Source organism: Arthrobacter sp. ok909 (assembly GCF_900104405.1).
GTDB classification, from domain to species: Bacteria; Actinomycetota; Actinomycetes; order Actinomycetales; family Micrococcaceae; genus Arthrobacter; species Arthrobacter humicola.
The window spans coordinates 88,583-114,654 of sequence record NZ_FNJS01000004.1 but is presented as its reverse complement, the minus strand read 5'-3'; the positions used below and the strand labels follow the sequence as shown (position 1 = coordinate 114,654).

The window sequence follows — 26,072 nt, the reverse complement described above, 5'->3', positions numbered from 1 at the left end:
TTACGGAGCAGTCGACGGCTGAGGGGGTTCGGACGGCTCTGGCGCCGGGGCCGCAGCCCGGCCTGCCGCGGCCTGGCCCGCCGCGTCGTGGCGGACGGCAGCGCCGGCCGCGAATGCCCGCACCTTCTCGTCGTTCCAGATGTGGGCCGGCACCGCACCGCCGAGCAGGCGTCGCGCGAGGCCGGGATCGTCGTCGAACGGGCGGTCGCTTCCGGCCATGATCATGTTGCCGTAACGCCGGCCCTTGAGCATGGCCGGATCGGCGATGAGCACCGTGTAGTCAAAAGCGTCCGCGATGGTGGCGGCGTCTTCGCGGGCGTTTTTGAGGTCCGGGGCGTCGCCGGAATTCACGACGTAGACCCCTCCCGGCGCGAGGACGCGTTTGGCGTGCTCGGTGAATTCCCTCGTGGTGAGGGGGCGCGGGGTCAGCGAACCGGCGAAGACGTCGCGGATGATCAGGTCCCGGGTCTGCGGGGTCAGGCTCTCGGTGACTTCCCGGGCCTCCCCCACGCGCAGGCGCAGCAGCGGGGCTTTGGGCAGGTCAAACCAGCCCCGGACGTAGTCGGCCAGCTTACCGTCCAGCTCCACCACGACCTGGCGGGCGTCCGGGTAGGCGGCATGGAAATGGCGGGCCAGTGAGCATGCTCCCCCGCCGAGGTGCAGGGCGCGCAGCTTGGGCTTGGACTCGCGGGGCCAGCGTGACTCGACCAAAGCAGAGATCCAGCGCATGTACTCGAAGTCCAGGAACAGCGGGTCCGCGAGGTCAATGTGCGAGCTCATGACGCCGTTGATGCGCAGGAGCCAGCCGGTGGAATTGTCCTGGTCCGGGATCAGCTCGCAGTCTCCGGTGTCGATGTAGTACACCCCTGCCACGGGACCGGCCGGGCGGGAACCCTTGGGTACGTCCACCACTCCCGGCACGGCGGCTCCTGCTACCCGACCCCTACCCCGCTTGGCCATCAGCTATCCCCCGCATTTTCCATGCTTCAACCCTAGTTCACCGGCATCCCCGGCCACTCCGTCCGGCCGAGTAACCCGCATCCGCACCAAAATCAACAAGCAAGGGTACTTACTATTTATTAGTAATCATGCTTACTATTTAACTCCAGCATTGCTGGCGTCTGATCAGCAGCCGATCTTTTTGAAAGAGAGCGAAGATGACAGAGAACCCATGGCCCCAGGATGGGAGCCTCGGCACCCCTACGGCTACCCAGCAGACTCCCCTCCGGCAGGCGTCCACGTTTCCGCCCGTCGCCGACGGCGAAATCTACAGCGCGACCCCGGACGGAGGGCCGCTAACCTCGCCCCCGGCGACGGCCACCGGCGCTTCCACCACCGACACCACCAGGCATGAGGCCGCTGAGGTCTCCCGTGTGGCCGCCGATTCGGCCCAGAACGTGGCCGAGACGGCTAAGACCGAAGCCACCCAGGTGGCTGCAGAGGTCAAGACGAACGCCCGGCACCTCCTGCACCAAGCGCAATCAGACCTCACTGAACAAGCGGGTGTGCAGCAGCAGAAGGTGGCCCAGGGCCTCCGGTCCGTGTCGACCGAACTTCACTCCATGGCCGCGGCCTCCGAGCAGCCCGGCATCGCCACCGACCTCGTACGCCAGGCCGCTGAGCGGTCCTCCGCCGTGGCAACGTGGCTTGACGACCGGGATCCCGGTTCGCTCCTGGACGAGGTGAAGTCCTTTGCGCGGCAGAAGCCAGGGACCTTCCTGTTGCTTGCGGCAGGAGCGGGCGTCCTGGCCGGCCGGCTCAGCCGGAGCCTCAGCGCAGGCGCCCCCGAGCCGACCGGCGCTACGGCCGCCACTCCGTCGGCCACCGGCACTCCAGCGGCGCCGATCAGCCGGGTCCCGGACACCGGAAACGCGGTTCCGCCGCCGCCGGTCCAGATGCCGGCCCCGGAAACGACGACGGCGGGCTTCGCGGACACCTACCCGCCGAAACCGCCGGATGTTGATCAGGTGGGCGACGGCAACCGGCAGGACCGCTGGGCCTCCGAGCCCGTCGTGACCGACCCGCTTGGGCAGGATCCGCTCCGCAGTGACCCTTATGGCAGTGACCCCTTCGACGGTGGCCGTCGATGAGCGAGATGCCTCCGACCGCCGCGCATGCCAAGGCTGAATCGTCGTCCCTCGGCGACCTACTGGGCGAGGTAACGAGGGACATGTCCATCCTGATGCGGCAGGAAGTCGAACTCGCCAAGGTCGAACTCAAACAGTCGGCTGCCCGGGCCGGCAAGGGCGCCGGCATGCTCGCCGGCGCCGGGGTCGCGGGACACTTCGTGCTTCTATTCCTGTCCCTGGCCCTCTGGTGGGCACTCGGGACCGTGATGGGACTGGGCTGGTCAGCCGTCGTCGTCGCCTTGATCTGGGGCATCGTTGCCGCCGTCCTGGCCACGACCGGCCGCAAGGAACTCAAGGCAATCAAGGGCCTGCCTCAGACCACCGAGACCCTGCAGGAAATCCCGCCCACGCTCAAACCCAACCCCTAGTTCCAGCGAGGAAACACGATGAGTGAAAACCCGGATGTCATCCGAGCAGATATCGAAGCTACCCGCGCACGTCTTGGCACCAACGTCGACGCCGTGGCGGACAAGGTCACGCCGTCGCACATCGTCCAGCGGCAGACCGACAAGGTCAAAGAAAACGTCAAGGACGCAGTCTTCGGAGTGAAGGAGAAAGTCATGGGCACGGCCGACCACACCGCCGGGAGCATGCACGCGGCCGCAGGCAGTGCCGGCGCACACGTGAGTGACGCCGGCTCCGCGATCGGGGACGCCCCGGCGCACGTCAAGACCAAAACCCAGGGCAACCCCTTGGCCGCAGGTCTGATTGCCTTCGGGGCAGGCCTGTTGGTCTCCTCCCTGATCCCGGCGAGCCAGAAGGAACGCGAAGCCGCAGATGCCCTGAAGACCGCGGCCGAACCGCTGACCACGGAACTCACCGAGGCTGCCAAACACGTGGCGGAAGGCCTCAAGGAGCCAGCCCAGGCCGCAATGGAAAACGTCAAGGCGACGGCCGCCGACGCCACCGAGCATGTCAAGACCGAGGGCCACGGCGCAGTTGCTGACGTCAGGGATCGCACCATCGAGGCCAAGGACAACGTCCAGCAGGCCTGATTCCGTTCGAACCCGGCCGGCCGTCCTGCGCTCACGCGCCGGACGGCCGGCTGATGCACTTAACCCCGAAGGAAGAACTTCCATGTTCAAAAACCCCGCCGCGGCCGCTACTTCAGCCGACGCCGAAACCCCGGAGAGCAGCACCGCCAAGGCCCGGACCGCACCCCCTCCGGACGACTCCCGCAAGCCGGGCAGCCCCACCGAGGTGACCAAACCGTCGTGGAAGTACATCGCGAAGAAGACGCTGCGGGAATTCACCAAGGACCAGTGCCCCGATCTCGCCGCGGCCCTCACCTACTATTCGGTCCTCTCAATCTTTCCCGCTCTCTTGGCGCTCGTGTCCCTGCTCGGCATTTTCGGCCAGGCCGGGAAGACCACGTCGGCGCTCCTGGAGATCGTCCAGGGATTCGCGCCCGCTGAAACCGTGGACGCCATCCGCCAGCCGGTCGAGCAGCTCAGCAGCTCCTCCACCGCCGGATTCGCACTCGTGATCGGCATTCTCACCGCCCTCTGGTCCGCCTCCGGCTACGTCGGGGCGTTTGGCCGGGCCATGAACCGGGTCTACGAAATTGACGAGGGCCGGCCGTTCATCAAGCTGCGTGGCACCATGCTCGGCGTGACCGTCGCCACCTTGCTGATCGTCGTCGCCCTCGCCTTCATGCTGGTTCTCAGCGGGCCGGTGGCAGAGTCCGTCGGCAAGGCGATTGGCCTGGGCGGGATCGTCCTCACCGTCTGGAACATTGCCAAATGGCCGGTAATCCTGCTGCTCGTCGTGCTCGCCATCGCCATCCTGTACTACACCACCCCCAACGTTAAGCAGCCCAAGTTCCGGTGGATGAGCCTGGGGTCCTTCATCGCCCTGATGATCTTCCTGCTGGCTTCCGTGGCCTTCGGGTTCTACGTGGCCAACTTCAGCAGCTACAACAAGACTTATGGCGCTATCGGCGGTGTCATCATCTCGCTGCTGTGGCTCTGGATCCTGAACATGTCGCTGCTGTTCGGCGCGGAGTTCGACGCCGAGATGGAACGCGGCCGGCAGCTGCAGGCCGGAATCGAGGCAGAAGAGACCATCCAGCTGCCGCCCAGGGACACCAAGCAGAGCGACAAGCTGCAGGCCCGGGAGGAAGAGGACATCCGGCGCGGACGCGAACTGCGCGAGCAGCAGGCCGGCTCGCGGGACCAAAGCCCCTAGCCATTGACGGACCGCCGCGTTCTACTGGGGCTGCACGTATAGCCGGGCGAAGGGGTGCGTCCGCCGAGCCGGGAGGAAGAATGTCGGCACCCGCAGAGCATCAAGGCGGCGTCGTGGCAGTCGGCTACGGCGGGTCCGAGGCAGCCCGGCTTGCCGTCCGCTGGGCGGCCGGCTACGCGGCCGCCACCGGGCTCGACCTTCGGGTGGTGCACGCCTGGGTATGGCCGGTTTTCACCAAGAACCTGGGCCCCGTCAAGGGAGTGGCCGGCAGCGGACTGCGGCACTCCGCCGAAGCCATCCTCGCGGAAGGCATCGAACTGGCCCGCAGCGCCCTCCTGGAGGCAACCGGGGTGGAGGCAGCCGGCGTCGAACCCTCCACTGAACCGGGCACCGGGCCCGGCAGCGAACCCCGTGAAGCAGCGCCCGGCGAAATGTCCGACGCCGGGCTCGAAGCATCCCGCGTCGAACGATCCACGTCCCTTACCGAACCGGAACACCCCGGTCCCGCCGTCGACGGCGTCATGGAAGCCGGGCTCGCCGCGCCCGTCCTGCGCGAAGCCGCCCGGGACGCGCGGCTCCTGGTGGTCGGTAGCCGGGGACTTGGCGCCGTCCTGGGCCCGGTGGCGGGTTCGGTCTGCCTTGACTTGGCCGGCTCGGCACACTGCCCCGTCATGGTGATCCGGCGCCCGAGCATCTCCGGCGGCCCCGTCGTGGTGGGGGTCGACGCCTCGCCCCGCAGCCACGCCACTCTGGCCGAGGCCGTCAGGCTGGCCGGAATTCTCGGCGCCCCGCTGCACCTCGTCCACGTGGACACGTTGCGGGGCGGGGCACGGGAGGAACACGGCCGCCATGCCAGGCTCCTGGGCGAAGAACTGCTGGACCACGCCATCGACGAGGCCCGGGCGTTGGCTCCCGGGCTGGAAGTGTCCGGCGTCCTGTTCGGCAGCCATGCCGCCGCCCGGGAGCTCCTTGCCGCCGCAGCCGACGCCGACGTCCTGGTACTCGGGACCCATAACCCCTCGGCGGGACCCGGCAACACGGTCTCCGCCGTGCTGCATAAGGCGCGCTGCAACGTGCTCGTCAGCCGCTGACAGCCGCTGACGGACCCAAGGGAGCGGCGACGAGGCGCATGGAAACCGCAGTAAAACAACATCGGGACTGCAGTAAAGGAGGCCGCGGTGCGAGCCTGGCGGGTTGAACGTCCGGGGCCGATGTCCGGCGGACCCCTCGTGGCTGGCGACTGCCCGGACCCCGTGCCGGGGCGCGGGGAGGTCCTGCTCAAAGTGCGGGTCTGCGGCGTGTGCCGCACAGACCTGCACCTGGCCGAGGGCGACCTCGAACCCCGGCACCCCGGGACCATCCCGGGCCACGAAGTGGTGGGTGAGGTGATCGGGCTCGGCCCCGGAGCGGCCAGGTTCGGCCTCGGCGAACGGGTGGGGGTGGCCTGGCTGGGCGGCACGTGCGGCGCCTGCCGCTTCTGCCTGCGCGGCCAGGAGAACCTGTGCCTGTCCCCCACGTTTACCGGCTGGGACCGCGACGGCGGGTACGCCGAGCTCGTCACAGTGGCCGAGAACTTCGCTTACCGGATCCCGGAGACGTTCGGCGACGAGCAGGCTGCGCCGCTCCTGTGCGCAGGCATCATCGGCTACCGTGCGCTGAGCCGGGCGGAACTGCCGATCGGCGGCCGGCTGGGCATCTACGGCTTCGGCGGCTCCGCGCACCTGGCGGCCCAGATCGCACTCTACCGGGGTGCCCGCGTGTACGTCATGACCCGGTCCGCGGAGGCCCGCCGGCTGGCCCTGGATCTGGGCGCGACGTTCGCCGGCGGCGCCGAGGAACAGCCACCGGATCCCCTCGACGCCGCGATCCTCTTTGCCCCGGCCGGCGGGCTGGTGCCGGTGGCGCTTCGCGCCCTGGACCGCGGCGGCACGCTGGCCGTCGCCGGCATCCACCTGAGCGACATCCCGCCGCTGCACTACAGCGAGGAGCTCTTCAACGAACGCCAGCTGCGCAGCGTCACCGCCAATACCCGGGCCGACGGCGAGGAATTCCTCCGGATCGCCGCCGAGATCCCGCTCCGCCCCACCACCATGGCGTACCCGTTCGAGGCGGCGGATCAGGCACTGCGGGATCTGGCCGAGGACCGGATCACGGGCGCGGCCGTGCTGCACATGGAGCACACATAGCCCGCACGTGCCGTCAGTCGGACGGCCCGGCGGCGCGAAGGAACTCGTGCTCACGGCCCGCCCGGATCAGCACTTTCTCCGCGCCGACCCGCACCAGCACCGGGGCGGCGTCCCCCGGGGCCGCGGACACTCTGAGCCGGTCCGGCCCGAGGTGCACCGCCAGCAGCTGGTCACGGTAGCGGACCTGGAATTCCACCCGGTGCAGCTCCGCCGGCAGCCGCGGGGTGAAGTCCAGGGCATCGCGGGTGATCCGAAGTCCGGCGAAGCTGCGCTGGACAACGTCGATCGAGCCCGCCATGGCGCCCAGGTGGATGCCTGTGCTCGTGGTGCCCCCCTGCGTGTCGTCCAGGTCCGTGTCCAGCGCTTCCCGGAATGTGGCCCACGCCCGCTCCGGGTCCCGCTGCGCCAGCACGGAGGCGTGGGTGACCCGGCTGAGCGTGGAACCGTGCGCGGTCCGGGCCAGGTAGAAGTCCACCGTGGCCGCGATGTGCGCCGGCTCGACGTCGTAGCCCATCCGGCGCAAGAACCCCAGGAGCTGATCCTCGCCCAAGACGTACAGGAGCATCAGGACGTCCGCCTGCTTGGCCAGCCGGTAGTGGTTGGTGCTGTCGCCTTCGGCTTCGAGGATCAGGTCCAGCCGTTCGATGTTCCGGTAGGCGCGGCGGTAGTGGTTCCAGTCGAGTTCCCGGAGGGCGCCGTAGCCGTCGAACTGGCTGATGATGCCGTCGTGGAAGGGGACGAACATGCGCCGGCTCAGGTGCGCCCAGGCGTCGATTTCCGCCCGCGTGATCCCCAGCCGTGACCGCAGCTCCTCCATGTCGAACCCCTGCACGGAGTGCATGATCCAGACGGCCTGGTCGAACACCCAGGCCGCCATGATGTTCGTGTACGCGTTGTCGTCCACGCCGCCGCCGGGGTTGCCCGGATGGCCGGTGTGGTACTCGTCGGGCCCCATGACGCCCTTGATGTGGAAGCGGTCCTCCGCAGCGTCATGCGCCGCCATGGAAGCGAACAGTCGGGCGACGTCCACCACAATCTCGGCACCGTGCCGGGTCAGCCAGCCCCGGTCCTGGGTCGCTTCGAAGTACTGCCACGCGTTGTAGGCGACCGCCAGACCCACATGCCGCTGCAGATGGGAGTAGTCCGGCATCCAGTGCCCGGAGAGCTTGTTGAACAGGAACTTGGGTGTCTGCTCGGTGCCGTCACTGCCGCTCTGCCAGGGAAAGAGGGCGCCGCGCAGCCCGGCCTTGCGGGCCGCGTCCCGCGCCGTTCCCAGGCGCCGCCAGCGGTAGTCAATCAGTTCGCGGGCCACCGCGGGCAGCCGGGAGTTCAGGACCGGCAGGACGAACAGCTCATCCCAAAAGATGTGCCCCCGGTAGCCTTCGCCGTGGAGCCCGCGGGCCGGGACCCCCGCGTCGAGCTCGGCCGTGTGGGTGGTGAGCGTCTGCAGCAGGTGGAAGACGTGGAGGTTCAGGATCAGCTGCGCCTGGGACGGGGCATCGGATTCGATGATGAATGGCGCCAGGAGGAGACTCCACGCTGTCTCATGGGCTGCCAGCAGTTCGCCGAAGTCCTGGGGTGCGCGCGCCAGCACGGCGAGCGCGGCCGAGACCGGCGAGGCGATGGCGTGGTCCCGCGACGTCGCGACGGCCACCGTCTTGGTGACCGTGACGGGCACGGCGTCCGTGACCGGCAGGTCGAAGCGGTGTCCGTGCAGGCCCCCGACCGGCTCGGTAATAGCGACCGGAACCCCGCCGGGCGCCCCACCGGCTCCGGTTTCTGGCTGCGGCTGGCCGCCGCCGGAAATCCGGGTCCGCAGCGCCAGGGCGATCCCGATCTTGCTCCCGCTCGTCTGCACCTCCACCGTCAGCTGCGAGGCATCCGGCCCGGCCTCGGACGAGGACACCGTCACCGCCGTCAGGTGCCGGTTGGCCAGCTGGGCGTCTTCGGGCACGTTGGAGTTGGTGACGCCGGTGTCGCAGCCGCTGCGGACGCTGACAGTTCCACTCCAGCCGACGGCGATCAGGGTCGTCTCCAGCGCGGCCAGATGAGGCTCGGCCATGGACACGAGCCGGCGCTGGAGCACCTGAAGCTGGCGCCCGGCGTCGTCCTCCAGAACCGCTTGCCGGCTCAGCAGGGCTCGTTTGAGGTCCAGTGTGCGGCGCTCGCTGCGGAGCGTCAGGCCGCCGTCTGACCACCAGTCGCCGTCGCCTATCCTGACATCCAGCGGCAGCCAGTCCGGGATGTTGACCATGTGCTCATCCACCGTCATCTCGCCCTGGACATTGCTGGTCAGGCTGTTGTAAACGCCGGCGAGGTAACTACCGGGATAGTGGACGTCCCCCGCGCGGTGCTCCGGGGCGGCGCCGCGGGTGGCCAGATAGCCGTTGCCGAGGGTGGTCAACGCCTCCCGGTGCCGTTCGTGGGCCGGGTCAAATCCCTCGTAGACCAGCAGCCACGGGTGCGTGATGACCAGCCCGATGTCCAGTTCGCTGACGTCTTCAACCACGACGTCGGCGCCCGCGGCTTCCATCCCGTCCCGCCGCCCGACCCGGTCGAGGCCGACCACGAGCCCGAAGCCTCCGCGCCGGCCGGCTTCCACGCCAGCCGCGGCGCCGGCGATCACCATGGCCCGGGCCGGAGTGATCCCCATCCTGCGGACGGCCTCAAGGATCAAGGCCGGCGCCGGCATTCCGGCGACATCGTGGTCCAGGGCCGTCTGGCCATCCACGATGTGATCAAAGCCCTCGCCAAGGCCCGCGGCGGCCACGATTGTGGCGGCATTACGGTTGGAGGTGGCGAGGACCACGGGGATCCGCCCGGCCCGGAGCCGCTCGAGCAGCGCCACGGTACCGGGGAAGACCGGAACGGGACCGCCCGCGAGCATGTCTTCGAAAATCCCGCCCTGGCGCTGCGCGAGTCCGAACGCCGTCCACTCCGCCGGGCCGTCCGCGGGCGAGCCGCGGGGAATGGCGACCCCGCGCGTGGCCAGGAAGGTGGCCACGCCGTCCTCCCAGGTCCGGCCCTCGACGCAGCGTGCGAAGTCGTCATCCGTGAAGGGCCCGCGCCGCGCGTCGGCGGGAAGCCGGGGATCCTTCATGACGTCGTCGAAGAGCTGTTTCCAGGCTGCCGCGCGGAGCTCTCCGGTGTCGGTCACGACGCCGTCGAGGTCAAAGATCACGGCGTCGACGGGGGCCAGCGCGGCGGCAACTGTGGGCGACTCCGTCATGGCCCAGTCCTATCAGCGATCGGTGCGCCGCGACAGTGGCGTTCGGCCCGGATCCGCCCTTAGCCCAAGAGTGCGTCGAGGGTGGTGAAGCCATAGCCGGCCTGGCGGATGCGGCTGATCAGCCGGGGCAGGGCAGCGGCGTCCAGGGTGGTGCCGTCGTCGGGGTTGGAACCGATGTGCATCAGGACAATTTCCCCCGGCTGCAGGGCCGCCAGGACCCGGTCAGCCACGAGTTGCGCCGTCACCCCGCCGCTGGTGCCTTTCCAGCCCAGGGTGTCGACACTCCAGCGCACCGGAAGGTAGCCGAGGTTGTTGACGATGGCGATGGTCCTGGCGTCGCGGTCGCCGAAGGGAAACCGGAAGAGCGGCCGCGTGTCCGCGCCGGCGGCCCGGATGGCACGCTCGGCCGATGTGACCTGGTCCGCGATGCCGGCGTCCGGCAGTCCGGTGAATGCCGGATGGGTCATGGAATGGTTGCCCACCCGGTGCCCTCCGGCGACGATCGCCGTCACGCCTCCGGGGTTCGCTGCAGCCCAGCTGCCGGTGAGGAAGAAAGTGGCCCGCACGCCCGCGGCGGCGAGGCTCTGCAGGATGCTGGGAAGTCCGGCCGCGTTGGCGCCGGCGTCGAACGTCAGCGCGACCACCCGGCCCGCGCCCGGAATGGTCTCGACGTCGCGTCCGGCGAGCGCGGCGGGGAACGGCGCCGCGGGCGGCAGCGGAGCAGGAACGGTCGGCGCCGGGGCGGGAGGGGTCGGTTTAGGGGCCGGCGGGGCGGGAACGGCCGGAACCGGCCCGATGGTGCCCGGCGGTGCCGCGGTCGGTTCAGGGGACGGGGAGGCGGGGTTAGGGATCCCGGAGGAAGTTGCGGGGGCGGACGCTGGCGGGAGGACGGTCGCGGATTGGGGCGGTGACGCCGTCGGCGCCCCTTGCAGCAGCAGGACCGCGGCGCCGAGCAGCAACACCGCCGCAGCCACGACGGCCCCGATCATCAACCACCGGCGCCGGCTGCCGGCACTCATGGACCCCATGATTCACTGTGGCCTCACGGGTCACCGCCGGTCTAGTGCTTAAAGGCCCCCGCCTCCGTGGCGTCCCCTAGGACATTGCCGGAATCAAGCCGTCCGCCCGATACCGGTCGAACAGCCGGAGGAAGGCGTCTTCCGTTCGGCGGTACCCGGTGAAGCCGGCAAGACGGCTCTTGCTCATATCCGTGACCACTTCGAGGTTCCGGCCCAGGTCACCGTCCGTGTGCCACCAGGAGGCGACCCGTGCGAGGTCGGGTTCCGCCAGCCCGTGGCGGGCGGCGATGCCTGCCCACACGCCTTCCACGCCGCGCATTTGCTGCTCCAGGGGGCGGGGTTCGTCCGCGTAGCCCACTGGCTCGACGCCGAAGTAGGCGGCCAGCGCGGGCCACATGCGCCGCCAGCGGAAGACGTCGCCGTTGACGATGTTGTAGGCCTCGTCGCTGACGTTGTCCGCTGTGGCCGCCCAGATCATGTGGTCCGCCAGCAGCCCGCTGTCGGTCATGTCCGTGAGGCTGTTCCACTGCGTCTCGGAGCCCGGGAAGATGAAAGGCTGTCCCAGTTCCCTGCAGATGGATGCCTGGACGGCGAGGGTGAGTCCCATGTTCATGGCGTTCCCGACTGCCGGCTGCGGCGCAGTAGGATTCAAGTAGTTCAGGACACGCCGTCGAAGGCAGAAACTCCGTGAAAATCGTTCTCCGGTATCCGCTCGTAGCGGGGACCCTGCTTGTCCTGCTGGCGGTGGTGGCCCTCCTGGCCGCCGGCCAGGAGGGCATCGCCCAGGCCGCCGCGAGCATCTATGCCCTGGCCGTGGCTGCCTACCTCGCCATCGGTATGGTGCGCCGGCTCGCAGGCGGCCAGTGGGGCATCGACATCCTGGCCGTCACCGCAATCGTCGCCACCGTCCTCGTGGGTGAGTACATCGCCTCGATGATCATCGTTCTCATGCTCGCCGGCGGCACGGCCCTTGAGGACTACGCTGCGGGCCGGGCCAAGGGCGAACTGACGGCGCTGCTGGAACGCGTCCCGCAGACGGCCCACCGGGAGCGCAACGGCACCTCCGCCGCCGGAACCCACACAGACGGAACCAACACTGCCGGAACCAACACAGACGGCCAGCATGAGGACGTGGCGGCCACCGACGTCGAAATCGGCGACATCCTGCTCGTCAGGCCCGGTGAGGTGGTCCCGCTGGACGGCGTCCTGCTCTCGGATTCCGGGACGTTCGATGAATCGTCGCTCACGGGGGAAAGCCTGCCGGTGGAGCGGTCCGCCGGGGAAGGCCTCATGAGCGGCTCGTTGAACGGTGAGGCCGCAGTCCGGATGCGCGTCACGGCGCGTATGGAGGATTCGCAATACAGCCGGATCGTCGCCCTCGTGAAGGAGGCGGCGGAAAGCAAAGCGCCCATGGTCCGGCTGGCCGACCGCTATGCCGTGCCGTTCACGGCCCTGGCGTACGCGCTCGGTGCCGTGGGCTGGATCGCCAGCGGCAGCCCGGCACGCTTCGCCGAGGTCCTCGTGGTGGCCACGCCGTGCCCGCTGCTGATCGCCGCTCCCGTGGCGTTCCTGGGCGGCATGAGCCGCGCCGCGCGCTCCGGCGTCATCGTCAAGTACGCCGGAGTGCTTGAACAGCTGAGCCGGATCAAGACTGTCGCGTTCGACAAGACGGGAACCCTGACCTACGGCCGCCCCGCATTGGTGGCCGTTCGGACCGCCGGGACCCTCTCGGAAGATGAGGTCCTGGGGTTGGCGGCGTCCGCCGAACAGTACTCCTCCCATGTCCTCGCTGCCTCGGTGATGGACGCAGCCCGTTCCCGGGGGCTGCCCTTTGCCGCTGCCACCGAGGCCACGGAATTCGCCACGCACGGGGTGCGGGCCCGGTTTGACGGCCAGGACGTCGTGGTGGGCAAGCCCGCGTTCGTGGCAGAGTGGGCCTCCGGCGTAGCGGAGACGGACCTGGCCAGCGGTGAACTCGCCATCTACGTCGGTACCGGCGGCGAATTCGTGGGCTCCCTCGTGATGAGCGATCCCATCCGCAAAGAGACCCGCCGCACGCTCAGCGAGCTCAAGGCCCTCGGCGTGGATCGGACGGTCATGCTGACCGGGGATGCGCTCGCCACTGCCCGGCACATCGCGGACGAGGCCGGGCTCACCGACGTCCGCGCGGAGTGCCTCCCGCCGGACAAGGTCGAGGCCGTCAGGTCGCTGCCGGACCGTCCGGTCATGATGGTCGGCGACGGCGTCAATGACGCCCCCGTCCTGGCGGTCGCCGACGTCGGAATCGCCATGGGCGCCCGCGGTTCGACGGCGGCCGGCGAGTCGGCCGACGTCGTGATCATCCTCGATGACCTCTCCAAGGTGGCGTCGGCCGTCCGGATCGGACAACGCACCGTGCAAGTGGCCCTGCAGAGCATCTGGATCGGCATCGGGCTGAGCGTGGCCCTTATGGTGGCCGCGGCCGCGGGGTACGTGCCGGCCATCGCAGGGGCCCTGACGCAGGAGCTCGTGGACCTCGCCACGATCCTCAACGCCTTGCGGTCCCTCGGGCCGGGACGCCACGGCACTGTCAGCACGGCGCGGGCCGAGGAAGGCGCGCGGCGGGCACCGCTACCGGGCTGAGGCTGTCGTTGCTGAGGCTGCCCCGGCTGGCGCCGTCTTCTCCGCCTCCGCGATCCGCGGCACGGTCCTGAGATAGCTGTCCGGGTTCAGGGAGATCGAGTCGATCCCTTCGCGCACCAGGAACGCCGCGAACTCCGGGTGGTTGCTGGGCCCCTGCCCGCAGATGCCGATCTTGATGCCGCCGGCGTGGGCCTTGCGGATGGCCTCGCTGATCATGGCCATCACCGCCTCGTCCCGCTCATCGAAGAGCGCCGCGAGCTGGCCGGAATCGCGGTCCACGCCCAGGACCAGCTGCGTGAGGTCGTTGGAGCCGATCGAGAACCCGTCAAAGCGGGTGGCGAATTTCTCGGCCAGGACCACGTTGGACGGGATTTCGCACATCATGTAGACCTGCAGCCCGTTGCTGCCGCGGACCAGACCGTGCTCGGCCATCACGGCAAGGACCTTGTCCGCCTCCTGCGGCGTCCGGCAAAACGGCACCATGACGATCACGTTGGTGAACCCGATTTTCTCGCGGACCCGCTTAAGCGCGGCGCATTCGAGCGCGAACCCCTCGCGGTAACGGGCGTCGTAATAGCGCGAGGCACCGCGGAAGCCAAGCATCGGGTTCTCTTCCGGCTCCTCAAAGGCGGCCCCGCCCAGCAGGTGGGCGTATTCGTTGGTCTTGAAGTCGCTGAGCCGGACAATCACCGGGCGCGGGTAGTACGGCGCGGCGATCTTGGCGATGCCCAGCGACAGGGCGTCGACGAAGTATTCGGTCGGGTCCGCGTACCCCTGCGCCAGCTCCCTGATCTGCTGCGCCTCGGCGGGGTCGGTGACCCGTTCCGGATGGACCAGGGCCATGGGATGCACGCGGATCAGGCTGCTGATGATGAATTCCATCCGGGCGAGCCCGACGCCGTCGGCCGGCAGCCGCCACCACTGGAAGGCCGCAGCCGGGCTAGCGATGTTGACCATGACGGCGGTGCGGGTTTCGGGCAGCGCGCCGAGGTCCACGTCTTCTGTTTCGAAGGCCAGGGTGCCGTCGTAGACCCGGCCCATATCGCCCTCGGCGCAGGATATCGTCACGGGCCTACCTTCGGCCAGGACGGCCGTGGCATTGACGGTTCCGACGACAGCGGGCACGCCCAGCTCGCGGCTCACGATCGCCGCGTGGCTTGTGGGGCCGCCGTGGTCCGTGACGATCCCGGCCGCCCGCTTCATGATGGGCACCCAGTCGGGGTCGGTCATTTCGGTCACGAGGATGGCGCCGTCGCGGAATGTCGCAATGTCCGCCGCGGTCCGGATGACGCAGGCCGTGCCGTGCGCGATCGAATCGCCGATCGCGGCACCGGTGGCCAGCACCGTCCCCTGCTCCAGCAGATGGTGGATGGTGAAGTGGGGCCCGGTCCGGAGCGACTGGACGGTCTCGGGGCGGGCCTGGACCATGAAGAGTTCGTCGGTCTCGCCGTCGCGGGCCCATTCCATGTCCATGGGCCGGCCGTAGTGGTCTTCGACGCTGACGGCCCAGCGGGCGAGGGCGAGGATCTCGGCGTCGCCGAGCACGAAGGACCGGCGCTCGGCCGCCGAGGTGTCCATCATCCGGGTGCGGGCGCTCCCGCCGCGGCCGTAGACCATTTTCCGGGCCTTGGAGCCGAGGGATTTCTCGATGATCGGGGTGACGCCCTGCGCGGCGGCGGAGCCTGAGAGGAGCGGCTTGAAGACCACATACTTGTCCGGGTTGATGGTGCCCTGGACCACGGTTTCGCCCAGGCCCCAAGCCGCGCTGATGACGGCGGCGCGGGGAAAGCCCGAATCGGTATCGATGGAGAACATCACCCCGGAGGCCCCGACGTCGGAACGCACCATCCGCTGGATGCCGATCGAGAGGGCGACATCCAGGTGGTCAAAGCCCTTGACTTCCCGGTAACTGATGGCACGGTCCGTGAAGAGGGAGGCGTAGCAGCGGCGGCAGGCGTCGAGCAGTTCGTGCTCCCCCGCAATGTTCAGGAAGGTCTCCTGCTGTCCGGCGAAGCTCGCGTCCGGGAGGTCTTCGGCGGTCGCGCTGCTGCGGACAGCGACCGAGAGCCGGTCCAGGCCGGCGCGCTGTCCCAGGGTCCGGTAGTGGGTGCGGATGGATTCGGCGATGTCCTCGGGGAACTCGCTGGCCAGGAACAGCTCCCGGATGGCCTCGCCGGTGGCGCGCAGCGTGGCGTCCCCGGACCGGTAGGCCGCGATGCGCGACCGCATGGCGGCGTCGATCCCGTTGGCCGCAATGAAGGTGCGGTACGCTGCGGCCGTGGTGGCAAATCCGTCGGGGACCCGGACGCCCTCGCTCTGGAGGTTCCGGATGAGCTCGCCAAGGGAGGCGTTCTTGCCGCCGACCCGCGCGACGTCGCCCATGCCGATCTCGTCAAACCACATCACGGGGGAATCAGCCATGTCAGCACTCCTGTGCGTTGTCGATGGACCCATACTGCGCGGGACCTGCGTCCCGGGGTCAGGGGCTTTGGACCCGCGTGCCGCCCCCGGCCGTGCCGGGGCCGCCGGTTCCGGGGTTAGCCGTTCCGGGGCCGCCGGCGGGTGAACCGGCCCGGCGGTGGCGGACGATCTTGTACAGCCAGTCGGCGATCAGGACGGCGGGGACCGCTGCCAGAGCCACCGCCAGCCCTCCAGGCGTCGGCGGCGCATGGCCCAGCAGCGCCGCCACCGGCCCGAGGAACAGGAACACGCACAGCAAACCCAGCTCAGCGAGCACGGCCCACAGCAACAGCCTGTTGGTGAACCAGCCCAGCCGCCAGGGCGGGACGGTGGCGCTGCGGCAGGCGAAGGCGTTCGCCAACTGGGCCAGGACGACCGTTGTGAAGGCCGCACCGGAGGCCGCCATGAGCACGTCCATGGCCGGCAGTTCCGTGCCGGGCCGCCACCCCGCGCCGAGCAGAACCACCGTGTACGCGGTCATCTCCATCACTGCCTCCACCGGTCCCAGCAGCCCGAACACCCGGAACATGAGGGCCTGGTCCATCAGGTGCCGGCGCTCGGGCGGCCGCTTCAGCGTTCCCTTGCTGGGCGCCTCGCTGCCCAGGGCCAGGGCGGGCAGCAGGTCAGTGCCGATGTCCAGGGCAAGGATCTGCAGCACGCCCAGCGCCAGCGGGAAGTGGCCGCCGGACAAGGCCCAGATGACGAAGGGGGTGAGCTCGGCGACGTTGTCGGTCAGGTGGTAGGTCAGGAAGCGCCGGATGTTCGCGTAGGTGGCCCGGCCCTGCTCCACCGCGGCAATGATGGTGGCGAAGTCGTCATCGAGCAGCACAAGGTCGGCGGCCTCGCGGGCGACGTCGGTGCCGCTCAGGCCCATGGCGACCCCGATGTCGGCCTGCTGCAGCGCCGGGCCGTCGTTGACGCCGTCGCCGGTCATGGCCAGGACGTGCCCGCGGCCCTGCAACAGGCGCGCCACCCGGAGTTTCTGTTCCGGCGTCACCCGGCTGACCACCACTCCGTCACGGTCCAGCAGGGCCGCCAGGACGGCGTCGTCCTCGGGCAGGTCCGGTCCCTGCAGCACGGTTTCCGTGGCGCCGAGCAGCCCGGTCTCCCGGGCGATGGCGGTGGCGGTGAAGGCGTGGTCGCCGGTCACCATGGCCACTTTGATGCCGGCGTCGCGGGCGGCCTGGAGGGCCACCTTCACCTCGGTCCGGGGAGGATCGTGCAGGCCCAGCAGGCCCATCAGCGTCAGCCCGGCCTCCGCGTCTTCCAGCCGGAACGTGGCGCCGGGCGGCCCGGGCAGGCTGCGCTGGGCGACGGCGAGCACCCGCAGGCCGCGCGCGGCCATCTCGTCGACCATGCCCAGCGCCCGGCGCGCGCCAGAAGCCCCCGCTCCGGATGGGGCCCACGTGCCGTCTCCCGCGCACAGCGGGATCACCGATTCCGGGGCACCCTTCACGTAGAGGGTGGTGCCGACGATTGCCGATTCCCGCAGCCGGCGGGGGTCGAACGCGAACCGGCGCGACGGCGTCGGCTGCTCCCTGTGTTCGCCCCGGTCAGCGGCCCCGGCGGCCGGGACGGCCGCGAGGCGGGCGGCGAGCGCGTCGATCGCGGCCTCCATCGGGTCGCCCTCCGCTATCCACCGGTCCTCGTGGAGGACGGCCCGCCCCACCGAGGCGGCGCGCGCCGCGACGCTGAGCTGACGGGCGTCCTCCGCGCCGGTGCCGGTGATATCGGCTTCGGGGCCGTAGCCCTGGCCGTCGATGATCAGCAGCCCGGCCGGGGTCCAGACCTCGACGACGTTCATCCTGTTCTGTGTCAGGGTGCCCGTCTTGTCGGTACAGATGAACGTGGTGGAGCCGAGGGTCTCCACCGCTTGCAGGTTGCGCACCAGGGCGTTGCGCTTGGCCATGCGCTGCGCGCCGACAGCCAGGGAGAGCGTGACCGTGGGAAGCAGGCCTTCGGGAACGAGCGCGACGGCCACCCCGATGGCGAACAGGAAGGCATCGCGCCAGGAAATGCCGACAAGGAGCGAGATGACGAAGAACAAGGCACCGATGCCCAAGGCCATGGAGGCGGTAATGCGGACGATTCTTTGCAGTTCCAGCGCCAGCGGGCTGGTCGGGGCTTCGACGTTGCCCGTCAGGGCCGCGATTTCCGCGAGCCTGGTCTGGCCTCCCGTCACCAGGACCACGCCTTCGGCCTGCCCGTTGACCAGGAACGTCCCGCCGAAAGCGGTGTCGCCCGGGGACTTGACCACGGCCTCGCTTTCGCCCGTCAGCATCGATTCGTCCACCTCGCAGCTGGTGGCAAGGGCCAGCCGGAGGTCCGCGGGGACGCGGTCGCCGGCCACCAGCACCACGACGTCGTCGGGAACGAGTTCGGTGGCGTGGACCTTGATGACGCGACGGTCCCGGCGCACCGACACCATGGCGGGGAGCAGTTCGCGGAGCTTGGCGGCGGCGTGCTGGGCCCGCTCCTGCTGGATGTAGGCGAACACCCCGTTGACCACGATCACCACGATGATGGCGATCCCCAGTTGCGGCATGCCGGCAATGAATGCGAAGACGGCCGCCACCCAGAGCATGATCGCGAAGAAGTGGGTCAGCTCGGCCAGAAGCCTCCGCCAGCCGGGAACCGAGCGGGGCTCGGGCAGCTTGTTGGCGCCGAATTGCTGCAGCCGCCGGGCGGCCTCGTCAGCGCTGAGGCCGGCTACGGCTGACAGCGAGTCCTGCCCCGCACCGGGGTTCACGCCCGCGCTCCGCCCCTCACGGACACCGCCGGCCGCCGGCCCTGATCAGGTACCTCATGGATCGAGCATCGTGCCGGTTGCCCGGGCCGGTAAGGGCCAAAGGTCCGCCGTCCGCGGCGCGGGCGGGTCCCACCGCGCCGCCGCCGTCGAAATCGCCGGAATGGTGCGGGCTCGCCGGAACTTTGCGGCGATGTGACAGGTATCCGGCGAACTCGAGGCTGCCAGGGCCCGGCTTGCCCCGCGACAGCTTCGTTAGTCGCTGGCGGTGCTCAATCCGAATTCTCTCTGGATCCGCACGCGGGCACCCCGTTCAACCAGGGTGGGGATGAACGTCCGGATCCGGCCTTCGTCCAGGGCCTCGAATTCCTCGCCGACAATCCAGACGATGTGCAACCGCGGAACGTGCGGAAAGCGGGTCACCAGGCGGTCAACAACCTGGTCGATGCTGGGTTCTTTCGCAGCGTCCGTCACGTTATCAGTGTGGAGGGGCCCGGTCACGGCGTCAATGAGTCCCGGTGTCAATGAGTCCCGGTGTCGGTGACTCGTCAGCCGGCTGGTGGCGGCGGTTCCCGGTCCAGACTCCGCAGGTAGGTGCCAAAGCCGTGCGGTGCCCGGGCGTGGGTCCGGCCGGAGGTCACCACCCGGTTGCTGTCCGTCGCCGTGACCGTGAAAGCGCGGCTGCGAAGGCCGTGGACGAGGGCCCGGTCCTCTTCGGACGTGATCCGCGCGAACCCTCCGGCGGCCAGATAGGCGGACGCCCGGACGCCGAAATTCGCACCATAAATGTGGGGATGGTCCTCGTGGAAGGGGTGGCGTTCCCGCCACCGCCGGAGCAACTCAGGGTCCATTCCGGCCGGGTCCGGCTCCACAGACCCCAACACGGCATCGGCGCCTGCCTCGGCGAACTCAAGCTGGCGGACCAGCCAGTTCTCCGGGACCCTGGAATCGGCGTCGGTGTTGGCCAGCCAGGTCCGGCCGGCCCAAGCCGGCGGCGTCCAGCGCCGCCCCGGTGGCCGTCGCCGGGGCACTCCGATGCCCGACGCCCGGACGCCTGCGGCCCGGCTGGCACCGGCACTGCGGTAGCTGACCTCCAGGGCACCGATGCGCCGGTCTGCGCCAACAAAACCGGCCACGGTGGCGGCGGAGCCGTCCGTGCAGCTGTCCAGCACCACCGTCAATCGGACGTCGACGTCGGGCCGAACCCTGTGCAGGGCGTCCGCGGACCGCTGCAGGGCCCGCAGCGCGTCCTCCAGATGCTCTTCCTCGTTGTGCGCGGGCATGACGACGGCAACCCGTTCGATGCCGTGCCCGCGCGCCAGCGGCAACGCCAGTGCTGCCATCCCGGTCACCGCCCCCGTTCACGGGCGCCGCGGTCCGGCACGGCGTCCGGCGCGGCGTCCGGCGCAAGAAGCACCTCGAGGACAAAGTCGCGTTCCCGGTAGACCCCGCCGCCGGCCCAGCCCAGCTGACTTCGGGCTGCGGCGTGGACTGAGTCGCCGTCCAGTTCCCAGCCGGAAACGGGGTGCCGCCAGTGGCACAGCACCAGGGTCCCACCGGGCCGGAGCGCGTCCCGGATCCGGTCGAGCAGCGCGCCGAGCTCTGCCGGCGAGAGGTAGTACCCCACCTCTGAGACCACGACCAGGTCAAACGATCCGTCGGGCCACTCGTCAGGGACCGTCAGGTGGCGCGTCTGTGCCGCGGGCAGGTGGGCGAGCCGCCGGGCGGCGTGGTTCAGGGCGGCGCTGCTGGCGTCAACGGCCAGGAAACTTCCGCACCGCGGCGCGAGCTCCACGCTCAGCGTTCCAATCGAGCAGCCGATCTCCAACCCGGCCGCGTAGCTGCTCGCGGGCAGCGCGGCAAGCGTCAGGGCACGCTTGCGGTGCTCGTACCAGCTCGAGGTGTACTGCCAGGGATCCGCCTCCCGGGCGTGGACGGCATCGAAGAGTCGCTCCGCGTCGCGCGCGGCGTAGGGGTGCGGGGCACCGCCGTCGGACGGGGCACTCGCCGGGTGCCAGGCGAACGTCTCCCAGGGCCGCTCAAAGTGCGCCAGGAAAGCCGCCGGCAGAAGCACCTCATCGCCCGGCAGCCCGGAAAGCGGCTGGACCTGGGATCTGTGCGCCGCCATGGCGGCGGCCTTGGCCTGTTGTTCGGCCGGGGTCAGCGTCAGCCGGAACCAGCCGCGCCACGCCGCGCCGGCGGGGCCAGCGGAGAATGCGGGATCAGCCGGGTCGCCGGTGGAGACGGGAGCGTCTGGTGCGGCCCACAACCAGTACCAGATGGGGTATTCGAGAAGAGCGCAGCCCTCCGCGGCGGTGAAGTCGGCGGCTGCGGATCCGAGGACGTCGTGGTCGGTGTGGCCGTCCGAGCGGTAGGGCGCTACAAGAACCACGTCGCCGGCGGCGGCCCCGCACGCGGCTGACACCTCGCTGACCGCCTCGCGGACTGCGGCGCGGATCTGCTCCCGGTGGTCGGCGAGTTTGCCGTCGGGCAGGCCCAGGCACTGCCATTCCCGGTCGCCAAGCAGCTGTGTCATGGCACCGCCAAACTCCTGCAGCCGGACCGCTGCCAGCTGCTCCGGAGTCGTCGTCGGCGAACCGGGGTGCGAGCCCTCCCCTGCCGTGCACAACAGCACCCGGACGGTGGCGCCGACGGCGCGCAGCCGGGCCAGCAGCCCGCCGGCTCCGAGCGTTTCGTCGTCAGGGTGGGCGGCCAGGACAATGAACGCCCGGCCGGCGAGCTCCTCATGATCCAGTGGCAGCTCCGGCAGCTCCGCCGCACCGCTGGTGGCCCATACTGCCTCGCTGGTCCCGGGGTCGTCATGGGTGAAGCTCACCATGGGTCGTTTCCGCTCAGTGAGAGAGCGCCCAGCTGCGCGTCGTCGCGCATGGCGTGGTGCTGGCGGATGTACAGGGCCAGATCCGCCATCCGTTTTCCGTAGCTCTCATCGAAGGCGAGCGGGGCCGGCCCCAGATTCTGGCTCACGAGCATCTGGATGCGTTCGACGGCGGCGGCCGCGGTTCCCCGCACCCGCAGGGCCTCGCGCCATGCGCCGGCGTCGGAGAGTTCCCGCGCGTCGATCCGGGCGGCGGTCTGCGCGAGGTACCCGGTCAGGGCGGCCAGGGTCCGGTCAATCTCGCCAAGGTGCGCCAGGGCAATCTGGTCCGGTTCCCGTCCGCCGTCGGCAGCTTTCCGCAGGGATGCGGTGAAGCTGCGGGCCACCGCGACGGCGCCACCCAGCCAGCAGGCGGCCACGCCTATGCCGCCCCAGGCGAAGCCGGGGCGCTGGTAGTACCAGCCGGTTCCTCCCAGCGGCACGGCCGGGACACCATCGAAGTGCACCGTGCCGCTCGGGATTTCCCGCAGGCCCCGGCTGGTCCATTCAGGATCGGCGAAGCTCACACCCTCGGCGTGGAGGTCGACGGCGAACGCTGCACGGCCGCCGCCCTCGACGTGAGCGGTCAGCACCGCGTGGTCGAGTTGCGCGGCCAGCGAGCACCAGGGCTTGGAGCCGTGGAGCCGGAAGCATCCTTCGGCCTCGATTGCCTCCAGCCGGAGTCCCGGGGCCTCGGCCGCGAACACGCCCCAGGCGCCCTCAAAGCCGATCCCGTTGAAGTCCGGGCAGTCCCGCCCCTCCCCCGCGGCCACGTCCGCTGCCTGCCCGAGAATCGCGGCGGCGTCCAGGTGCGGTTCCAGGACCCGGCCTGCGGCGACGTCGACGGCGGTCACGGAGGCCAGAATCTCCCACAGGAACGCGGTCCGGCCCTCCCCTGGCTTTGGCGCCGTCTCCGCTGCTGCTTTGGCCAGGTCCAGCAGGGCGGGGACATCGCCGACGGCGGCCTCCGCACCGGCCAGCAAAGGGCCGATCGCGTTCAGGTCCGGGTCAGCGGAACTGATCCTTACCGGGCTGAACGTGGCGGGGCCGGTCGTGGCATGGCTGATCCTGGCATGGCTGATCATGACAGGACTGGTCCTGGCAGGGAGGGGTTGGTGGGAGGTCGGGGTCCCGTTCATTTCGGCTGCCTGTTTTCCTTCGGGCTGTGCGATTGTGGGAGGCTAACGTCCGGACTGCGTATTTCCAGTCCTTCGCGTCAGCGGCGGCCCGCCGGGCCGCCGCCAAGCAATCTAAGCATACTTAGCACTTGGTGCTGGGCGTCCGGCCCCGCCACGGCTGCCTCTGGCACGGCAGCATCTCGCACGGCCGGCCGTACCTAGCGGACGATCGCGAGGGCGAACCCGTCCCAGCCCTTCGAACCGACGGTCTGCATGACGGTCCCGTCCAGCCGGGGGTCGTCGCCGAGCATCTGTAGCGCACTGATGATTCCCGGGGCGTTCACCGTGTCCATGGACGCGTCCAGCACGGCACCTTCCCACACGACGTTGTCCATCACGATGGTGGTGCCGGGCCTCCCGAGCCGGATGGCCCAGTCCAGGTATTGGGGGTTGTTTTCCTTGTCGGCGTCGATGAACACGAAGTCGAAGGGTGGCCCGGCCTCGCTTTCCAGCGCGTGCAGGGTGTCCAGCGCCGCGCCGATCCGGATGTCCACCTTGTGGCCCAGGCCGGCGTTGTCGATGTTGGCGCGCGCGATACGGGCGTGCTTGGGGAGGTACTCGCAGGTGACCAGGCGGCCCTCGTCTGGCAGTCCCTGGGCCATCCAGATGGTGCTGAAGCCGGCCAGCGTGCCGATCTCCAGGACTCGCCGTGCGCCGGAGAGCTGGACCAGCAGTTTCAGGAGTTTGCCGGAGTTGGGTGCCACTTCGATGGGCGGCATGCCCGCCTCAAGGGCGCTGGTCACGGCGCGCTGAAGCGCACTGTCCGGGCGGACCACGACGTCGGAGAGGAAGCTCTCGACGGCAATCCAGCCGGGGGTGGGCTGATGCTCGATCATGCCCCCAGTGTCCCAGCCGCCCCGCCCCGGCGCTACAGTTCCTGGCCTACTGTGTCCTGCCCGCCGATGGCGTTTTCCAGCCGCTCGACCTTGCCGGTCAGCTCGCCGCTGTACCCGGGCCGGATGTCCGCTTTGAGGACCAGCGAAACGCGGGAGCCGTAAGCGCCCACGGCGTCGGTGGCACGTTTGACGACATCCATGACCTCGTCCCACTCGCCCTCGATCTCGGTGAACATGGAACTCGTCCGGTTGGGCAGCCCGGACTCCCGGACGATCCGCACGGCGGCAGCGACGGCGTCGTGGACCGAGGCGTCACCGGGCGCCTGGCCGCTGGCGGGGTCGCCGGAGGGTGCTACGGAGAATGCGACGAGCATGTGATGGGTCCCTTCACTCGGTCCGGACAGCCGGGGGGAATTTTCGGGCTGCCCGGACCAGTCTTTCACGCGCTTCCGCCACCGGGGCGGGCGGATTTGGGGCGGAACTCGTCACATAACGCACTACCCGGCGGTAACCGCTTCGCTCGCCGCGCGCATTGCTACCCTAGGCAAATGAACCGGGCAGTAGACCGCAGGCCGCTTCGCGCCGACGCCGCGCGCAACGTGGACAAGATCATCTCCGCGGCCCGGCAGTGCTTCCGCGAGCACGGGCCCGAAGTGCCGCTGCAGACCATCGCCGTCACCGCCGGTGTGGGGCCGGCCACCCTCTTCCGGAACTTTGCGGATAAGGAAGAACTGGTGCTCGCGGCCCTGAACCGGCAGCTCCGGCTCCAGGTGGATCCGGCCATCGACCAGGCCCTGGCCGATCCGGACGCCGCCGCCGGACTTTTCCGGGTCATCGAAGCCACCATGCGGGTTGCCAGCGAGGAAGCCAACCTCCTGGGCGCCGTCGCAGGCCGCCGCGGGCTGCTGACAGGGATCACCGGGGGCCTGATCGAATCCATCGCCGTGCTCCTGGGCCGAGGGCAGGGCCAGGGCACCCTGCGCAGCGATATTTCCATGACGGACATGATCCGGCTCCTGGCCATGTTGATCGGCGTCGTGGACACGATGGAGCCGGGATCCGACGCGTGGCGGCGCCCGGTGGCCCTGGTCGAGGACGCCATCCGGACGGAGCGGCCGGACCGGGCGCTCCCGCCCCAGGCTCCGCTGCCGGGCACCGCGTTCGACGCCGTTCTTGGCTAGAGAAGCGTCCCTGGCCAGGTAGGTAAGCTGTTGCCTATGGGATGGGAAACCCTCGCCGGGGTCATCGGCGGCGTGCTGGTGGTCTACGGGATCCTGTTGCTGCTGCTGTGGGCCTATGCCCGCCGGCACCCCGAGACCGTCACCATGAAGGACGCCCTGCGGCTGCTGCCGGACCTGCTGCGGCTCATCCGACGCCTGCTGGCCGACCGCTCGGTGGCGGTGGGCGTCCGGGTTCGGCTGGCTCTCCTGCTCGTCTACCTTGCCTCCCCCATCGATCTCGTTCCGGATTTCATACCGGTGATCGGATACGCGGACGACGTCGTGATCGTGGCACTCGTGCTGCGCTCGGTAGTGGCCCGCGCCGGTGCCGGCGCCGTCCGGCGCCACTGGCCCGGCACCCCGGAAGGACTGTCCGTCATGCTGCGGCTCGCCGGGCTCGGGACGGCCGCCTGACCGCCGGAATACCATCGCGCAGGAGGTGGTTGTCGTAGATCATGAGAGCGATGACATACAGCCAGTACGGAAACCCTGACGTCCTTGAACTGACGGAACAGCCCCTGCCGAAAGTGGGGCCCGGAATGGTCCTGGTGAAGGTCAAGGCGGCGTCCGTGAACCCCGTCGACTGGAAGATCATGGCGGGCTACCTCGACTCGATGATGGACCTTCAGTTCCCGGCCATTCCAGGCTGGGACGTGGCGGGGGTCGTGGAGTCCGTGGGCATCGACACCCCGGAGTTCCGGCCCGGCGATGAAGTCATCTCCTACGGCCGCAAGGACTTCGTCCACGGCGGCAGTTTCGCCGAGTACATTGCGTTGCCCGAGCGGCTCCTGGCCCGGAAACCGGAATCCCTGGACTGGGACGAGTCAGCAGGGCTTCCGCTCGCCGGGCTGACCGCCTACCAGGTCCTGACCCGGCTGGGCGTCAAGACCGCAGACACTGTCCTGATCCACGGCGGCGCCGGCGGCGTGGGCTCGCTGGGAATCCAGATCGCGGCGGCGCTCGGCGCCCGCGTGATTGCGACCGCCTCCGAAAAGAACCATGATTTCCTCCGTGCCCTCGGCGCGGAACCGGTCACCTATGGCGAGGGCCTGGCGGACCGTGTCCGCGCGCTGGCGCCCGGCGGCGCCGACGTCGTTGCCGACTTCGTGGGCGACAACCTTGACACCACCCTGGCGGTCCTCGCCGAGGGCGGACGGCATGCCTCCATCGCGGACAGCGCGGTGGAGCAGCACGGCGGCACGTGGATGTGGGTGAATCCCGTCGGGGCCGACCTGGAGCGCCTGGCGCGGCTCGTGGACGAGCGCCGACTCAAGGTCGAGGTGGCCCGGACGTTCCCGCTGGATCAGGCCGCCGAGGCGTTCCGGCTCAACATGGAGGGCCACACCCGGGGGAAGATCATCGTGAAAGTCGACGACGCCGACTGA

At 69.7% G+C, this 26,072-nt stretch carries 21 protein-coding genes and 1 pseudogene; 10 read left to right on the top strand and 12 right to left on the bottom strand.

Annotation, left to right across the window (positions count from 1 at the left end; translation table 11 throughout):
• Nucleotides 1-960 carry a spermidine synthase gene (locus BLR03_RS05080; protein WP_254788166.1) on the bottom strand — a complete coding sequence of 320 codons (960 nt, stop codon included), beginning with the start codon at nucleotides 958-960 and terminating at the stop codon, nucleotides 1-3.
• A gap of 197 nt (nucleotides 961-1,157) precedes the next feature.
• Between BLR03_RS05080 and BLR03_RS05075 the strand changes: the two genes are divergently transcribed.
• From BLR03_RS05075 to BLR03_RS05050, 6 genes are all read left to right on the top strand, one after another.
• Nucleotides 1,158-2,090, top strand: coding sequence for a hypothetical protein (locus BLR03_RS05075; RefSeq protein ID WP_091250300.1), 933 nt, complete (start codon nucleotides 1,158-1,160; stop codon nucleotides 2,088-2,090).
• A gap of 5 nt (nucleotides 2,091-2,095) precedes the next feature.
• Nucleotides 2,096-2,497 (top strand): phage holin family protein, encoded by a 402-nt coding sequence (locus BLR03_RS05070; protein ID WP_091250297.1) that lies wholly within the window; start codon nucleotides 2,096-2,098, stop codon nucleotides 2,495-2,497.
• Nucleotides 2,498-2,515: 18 nt separating this feature from the next.
• Nucleotides 2,516-3,124 carry a DUF3618 domain-containing protein gene (locus BLR03_RS05065; RefSeq protein ID WP_091250295.1) on the top strand — a complete coding sequence of 203 codons (609 nt, stop codon included), beginning with the start codon at nucleotides 2,516-2,518 and terminating at the stop codon, nucleotides 3,122-3,124.
• Between the two features lie 82 nt (nucleotides 3,125-3,206).
• Nucleotides 3,207-4,316: a YihY/virulence factor BrkB family protein gene (locus BLR03_RS05060; RefSeq protein ID WP_091250292.1), complete on the top strand. Its 1,110-nt coding sequence runs from the start codon at nucleotides 3,207-3,209 to the stop codon at nucleotides 4,314-4,316.
• An 80-nt stretch (nucleotides 4,317-4,396) separates the two neighbouring features.
• On the top strand, nucleotides 4,397-5,407 hold the full coding sequence (locus BLR03_RS05055; protein WP_091250290.1) for a universal stress protein: 1,011 nt from the start codon (nucleotides 4,397-4,399) through the stop codon (nucleotides 5,405-5,407).
• Nucleotides 5,408-5,494: 87 nt separating this feature from the next.
• Nucleotides 5,495-6,502, top strand: coding sequence for a zinc-dependent alcohol dehydrogenase family protein (locus tag BLR03_RS05050; protein WP_091250288.1), 1,008 nt, complete (start codon nucleotides 5,495-5,497; stop codon nucleotides 6,500-6,502).
• Nucleotides 6,503-6,515: 13 nt separating this feature from the next.
• Here BLR03_RS05050 and BLR03_RS05045 read toward each other — a convergent pair whose 3' ends face one another.
• The 3 genes and pseudogenes from BLR03_RS05045 to BLR03_RS05035 all read right to left on the bottom strand — a co-directional run.
• On the bottom strand, nucleotides 6,516-9,731 hold the full coding sequence (locus tag BLR03_RS05045) for an HAD family hydrolase (protein ID WP_091250287.1): 3,216 nt from the start codon (nucleotides 9,729-9,731) through the stop codon (nucleotides 6,516-6,518).
• 59 nt (nucleotides 9,732-9,790) lie between these two features.
• The gene (locus BLR03_RS05040) at nucleotides 9,791-10,750 is read right to left on the bottom strand and encodes a polysaccharide deacetylase family protein (protein ID WP_368086936.1); all 960 of its coding nucleotides are present in this window, start codon (nucleotides 10,748-10,750) and stop codon (nucleotides 9,791-9,793) included.
• Between the two features lie 76 nt (nucleotides 10,751-10,826).
• A pseudogene (locus BLR03_RS05035) lies at nucleotides 10,827-11,378 on the bottom strand (NAD-dependent dehydratase); the annotation flags it as partial.
• A gap of 59 nt (nucleotides 11,379-11,437) precedes the next feature.
• Here BLR03_RS05035 and BLR03_RS05030 point away from each other — a divergent pair.
• Complete coding sequence (locus BLR03_RS05030) at nucleotides 11,438-13,372, top strand: heavy metal translocating P-type ATPase (RefSeq protein WP_091250280.1); 1,935 nt, start codon at nucleotides 11,438-11,440, stop codon at nucleotides 13,370-13,372.
• Here BLR03_RS05030 and ppsA read toward each other — a convergent pair.
• The 8 genes from ppsA to BLR03_RS04990 form a co-directional block, all read right to left on the bottom strand.
• Entirely contained in the window at nucleotides 13,361-15,793 is a 2,433-nt protein-coding gene (gene ppsA / locus BLR03_RS05025) for a phosphoenolpyruvate synthase (RefSeq protein WP_091250278.1), read from the bottom strand. The two genes, BLR03_RS05030 and ppsA, sit on opposite strands and share 12 nt — an antisense overlap.
• A gap of 58 nt (nucleotides 15,794-15,851) precedes the next feature.
• Nucleotides 15,852-18,581 (bottom strand): cation-translocating P-type ATPase, encoded by a 2,730-nt coding sequence (locus tag BLR03_RS05020; RefSeq protein ID WP_091250276.1) that lies wholly within the window; start codon nucleotides 18,579-18,581, stop codon nucleotides 15,852-15,854.
• 252 nt (nucleotides 18,582-18,833) lie between these two features.
• Nucleotides 18,834-19,052 (bottom strand): three-helix bundle dimerization domain-containing protein, encoded by a 219-nt coding sequence (locus BLR03_RS05015; protein ID WP_091250604.1) that lies wholly within the window; start codon nucleotides 19,050-19,052, stop codon nucleotides 18,834-18,836.
• 74 nt (nucleotides 19,053-19,126) lie between these two features.
• On the bottom strand, nucleotides 19,127-19,921 hold the full coding sequence (locus BLR03_RS05010) for a glycosyltransferase family 2 protein (protein ID WP_091250602.1): 795 nt from the start codon (nucleotides 19,919-19,921) through the stop codon (nucleotides 19,127-19,129).
• 5 nt (nucleotides 19,922-19,926) lie between these two features.
• Complete coding sequence (locus BLR03_RS05005) at nucleotides 19,927-21,417, bottom strand: bifunctional PIG-L family deacetylase/class I SAM-dependent methyltransferase (protein WP_091250274.1); 1,491 nt, start codon at nucleotides 21,415-21,417, stop codon at nucleotides 19,927-19,929.
• Nucleotides 21,411-22,538: an acyl-CoA dehydrogenase family protein gene (locus tag BLR03_RS05000; protein ID WP_091250270.1), complete on the bottom strand. Its 1,128-nt coding sequence runs from the start codon at nucleotides 22,536-22,538 to the stop codon at nucleotides 21,411-21,413. Before BLR03_RS05000 ends, BLR03_RS05005 begins: the two co-directional genes overlap by 7 nt.
• Nucleotides 22,539-22,789: 251 nt before the next feature.
• The gene (locus BLR03_RS04995) at nucleotides 22,790-23,467 is read right to left on the bottom strand and encodes an O-methyltransferase (protein WP_091250266.1); all 678 of its coding nucleotides are present in this window, start codon (nucleotides 23,465-23,467) and stop codon (nucleotides 22,790-22,792) included.
• 32 nt (nucleotides 23,468-23,499) lie between these two features.
• Nucleotides 23,500-23,841 (bottom strand): thiamine-binding protein, encoded by a 342-nt coding sequence (locus tag BLR03_RS04990; RefSeq protein ID WP_091250263.1) that lies wholly within the window; start codon nucleotides 23,839-23,841, stop codon nucleotides 23,500-23,502.
• Between the two features lie 174 nt (nucleotides 23,842-24,015).
• Here BLR03_RS04990 and BLR03_RS04985 point away from each other — a divergent pair, with 174 nt between their 5' ends.
• From BLR03_RS04985 to BLR03_RS04975, 3 genes are read left to right on the top strand one after another with little or no spacing between them, the layout of a single operon-like run.
• On the top strand, nucleotides 24,016-24,648 hold the full coding sequence (locus BLR03_RS04985) for a TetR/AcrR family transcriptional regulator (protein ID WP_091250260.1): 633 nt from the start codon (nucleotides 24,016-24,018) through the stop codon (nucleotides 24,646-24,648).
• Between the two features lie 36 nt (nucleotides 24,649-24,684).
• Nucleotides 24,685-25,101 carry a YkvA family protein gene (locus tag BLR03_RS04980; RefSeq protein ID WP_091250257.1) on the top strand — a complete coding sequence of 139 codons (417 nt, stop codon included), beginning with the start codon at nucleotides 24,685-24,687 and terminating at the stop codon, nucleotides 25,099-25,101.
• 41 nt (nucleotides 25,102-25,142) lie between these two features.
• Nucleotides 25,143-26,072, top strand: coding sequence for an NADP-dependent oxidoreductase (locus tag BLR03_RS04975; RefSeq protein WP_091250254.1), 930 nt, complete (start codon nucleotides 25,143-25,145; stop codon nucleotides 26,070-26,072).

Bases quoted from the DNA above. Each gene is read 5' to 3' on its own strand.
- BLR03_RS05080 (WP_254788166.1), bottom strand. From the start codon at position 960: ATGGCCAAGCGGGGTAGGGGTCGGGTAGCAGGAGCCGCCGTGCCGGGA.
- BLR03_RS05075 (WP_091250300.1), top strand. From the start codon at position 1,158: ATGACAGAGAACCCATGGCCCCAGGATGGGAGCCTCGGCACCCCTACG.
- BLR03_RS05070 (WP_091250297.1), top strand. From the start codon at position 2,096: ATGCCTCCGACCGCCGCGCATGCCAAGGCTGAATCGTCGTCCCTCGGC.
- BLR03_RS05065 (WP_091250295.1), top strand. From the start codon at position 2,516: ATGAGTGAAAACCCGGATGTCATCCGAGCAGATATCGAAGCTACCCGC.
- BLR03_RS05060 (WP_091250292.1), top strand. From the start codon at position 3,207: ATGTTCAAAAACCCCGCCGCGGCCGCTACTTCAGCCGACGCCGAAACC.
- BLR03_RS05055 (WP_091250290.1), top strand. From the start codon at position 4,397: ATGTCGGCACCCGCAGAGCATCAAGGCGGCGTCGTGGCAGTCGGCTAC.
- BLR03_RS05045 (WP_091250287.1), bottom strand. From the start codon at position 9,731: ATGACGGAGTCGCCCACAGTTGCCGCCGCGCTGGCCCCCGTCGACGCC.
- BLR03_RS05040 (WP_368086936.1), bottom strand. From the start codon at position 10,750: ATGAGTGCCGGCAGCCGGCGCCGGTGGTTGATGATCGGGGCCGTCGTG.
- ppsA (WP_091250278.1), bottom strand. From the start codon at position 15,793: ATGGCTGATTCCCCCGTGATGTGGTTTGACGAGATCGGCATGGGCGAC.
- BLR03_RS05010 (WP_091250602.1), bottom strand. From the start codon at position 19,921: ATGGCAGCACTGGCGTTGCCGCTGGCGCGCGGGCACGGCATCGAACGG.
- BLR03_RS05005 (WP_091250274.1), bottom strand. From the start codon at position 21,417: ATGGTGAGCTTCACCCATGACGACCCCGGGACCAGCGAGGCAGTATGG.
- BLR03_RS05000 (WP_091250270.1), bottom strand. From the start codon at position 22,538: ATGATCAGCCATGCCAGGATCAGCCATGCCACGACCGGCCCCGCCACG.
- BLR03_RS04995 (WP_091250266.1), bottom strand. From the start codon at position 23,467: ATGATCGAGCATCAGCCCACCCCCGGCTGGATTGCCGTCGAGAGCTTC.
- BLR03_RS04990 (WP_091250263.1), bottom strand. From the start codon at position 23,841: ATGCTCGTCGCATTCTCCGTAGCACCCTCCGGCGACCCCGCCAGCGGC.
- BLR03_RS04985 (WP_091250260.1), top strand. From the start codon at position 24,016: ATGAACCGGGCAGTAGACCGCAGGCCGCTTCGCGCCGACGCCGCGCGC.
- BLR03_RS04980 (WP_091250257.1), top strand. From the start codon at position 24,685: ATGGGATGGGAAACCCTCGCCGGGGTCATCGGCGGCGTGCTGGTGGTC.
- BLR03_RS04975 (WP_091250254.1), top strand. From the start codon at position 25,143: ATGAGAGCGATGACATACAGCCAGTACGGAAACCCTGACGTCCTTGAA.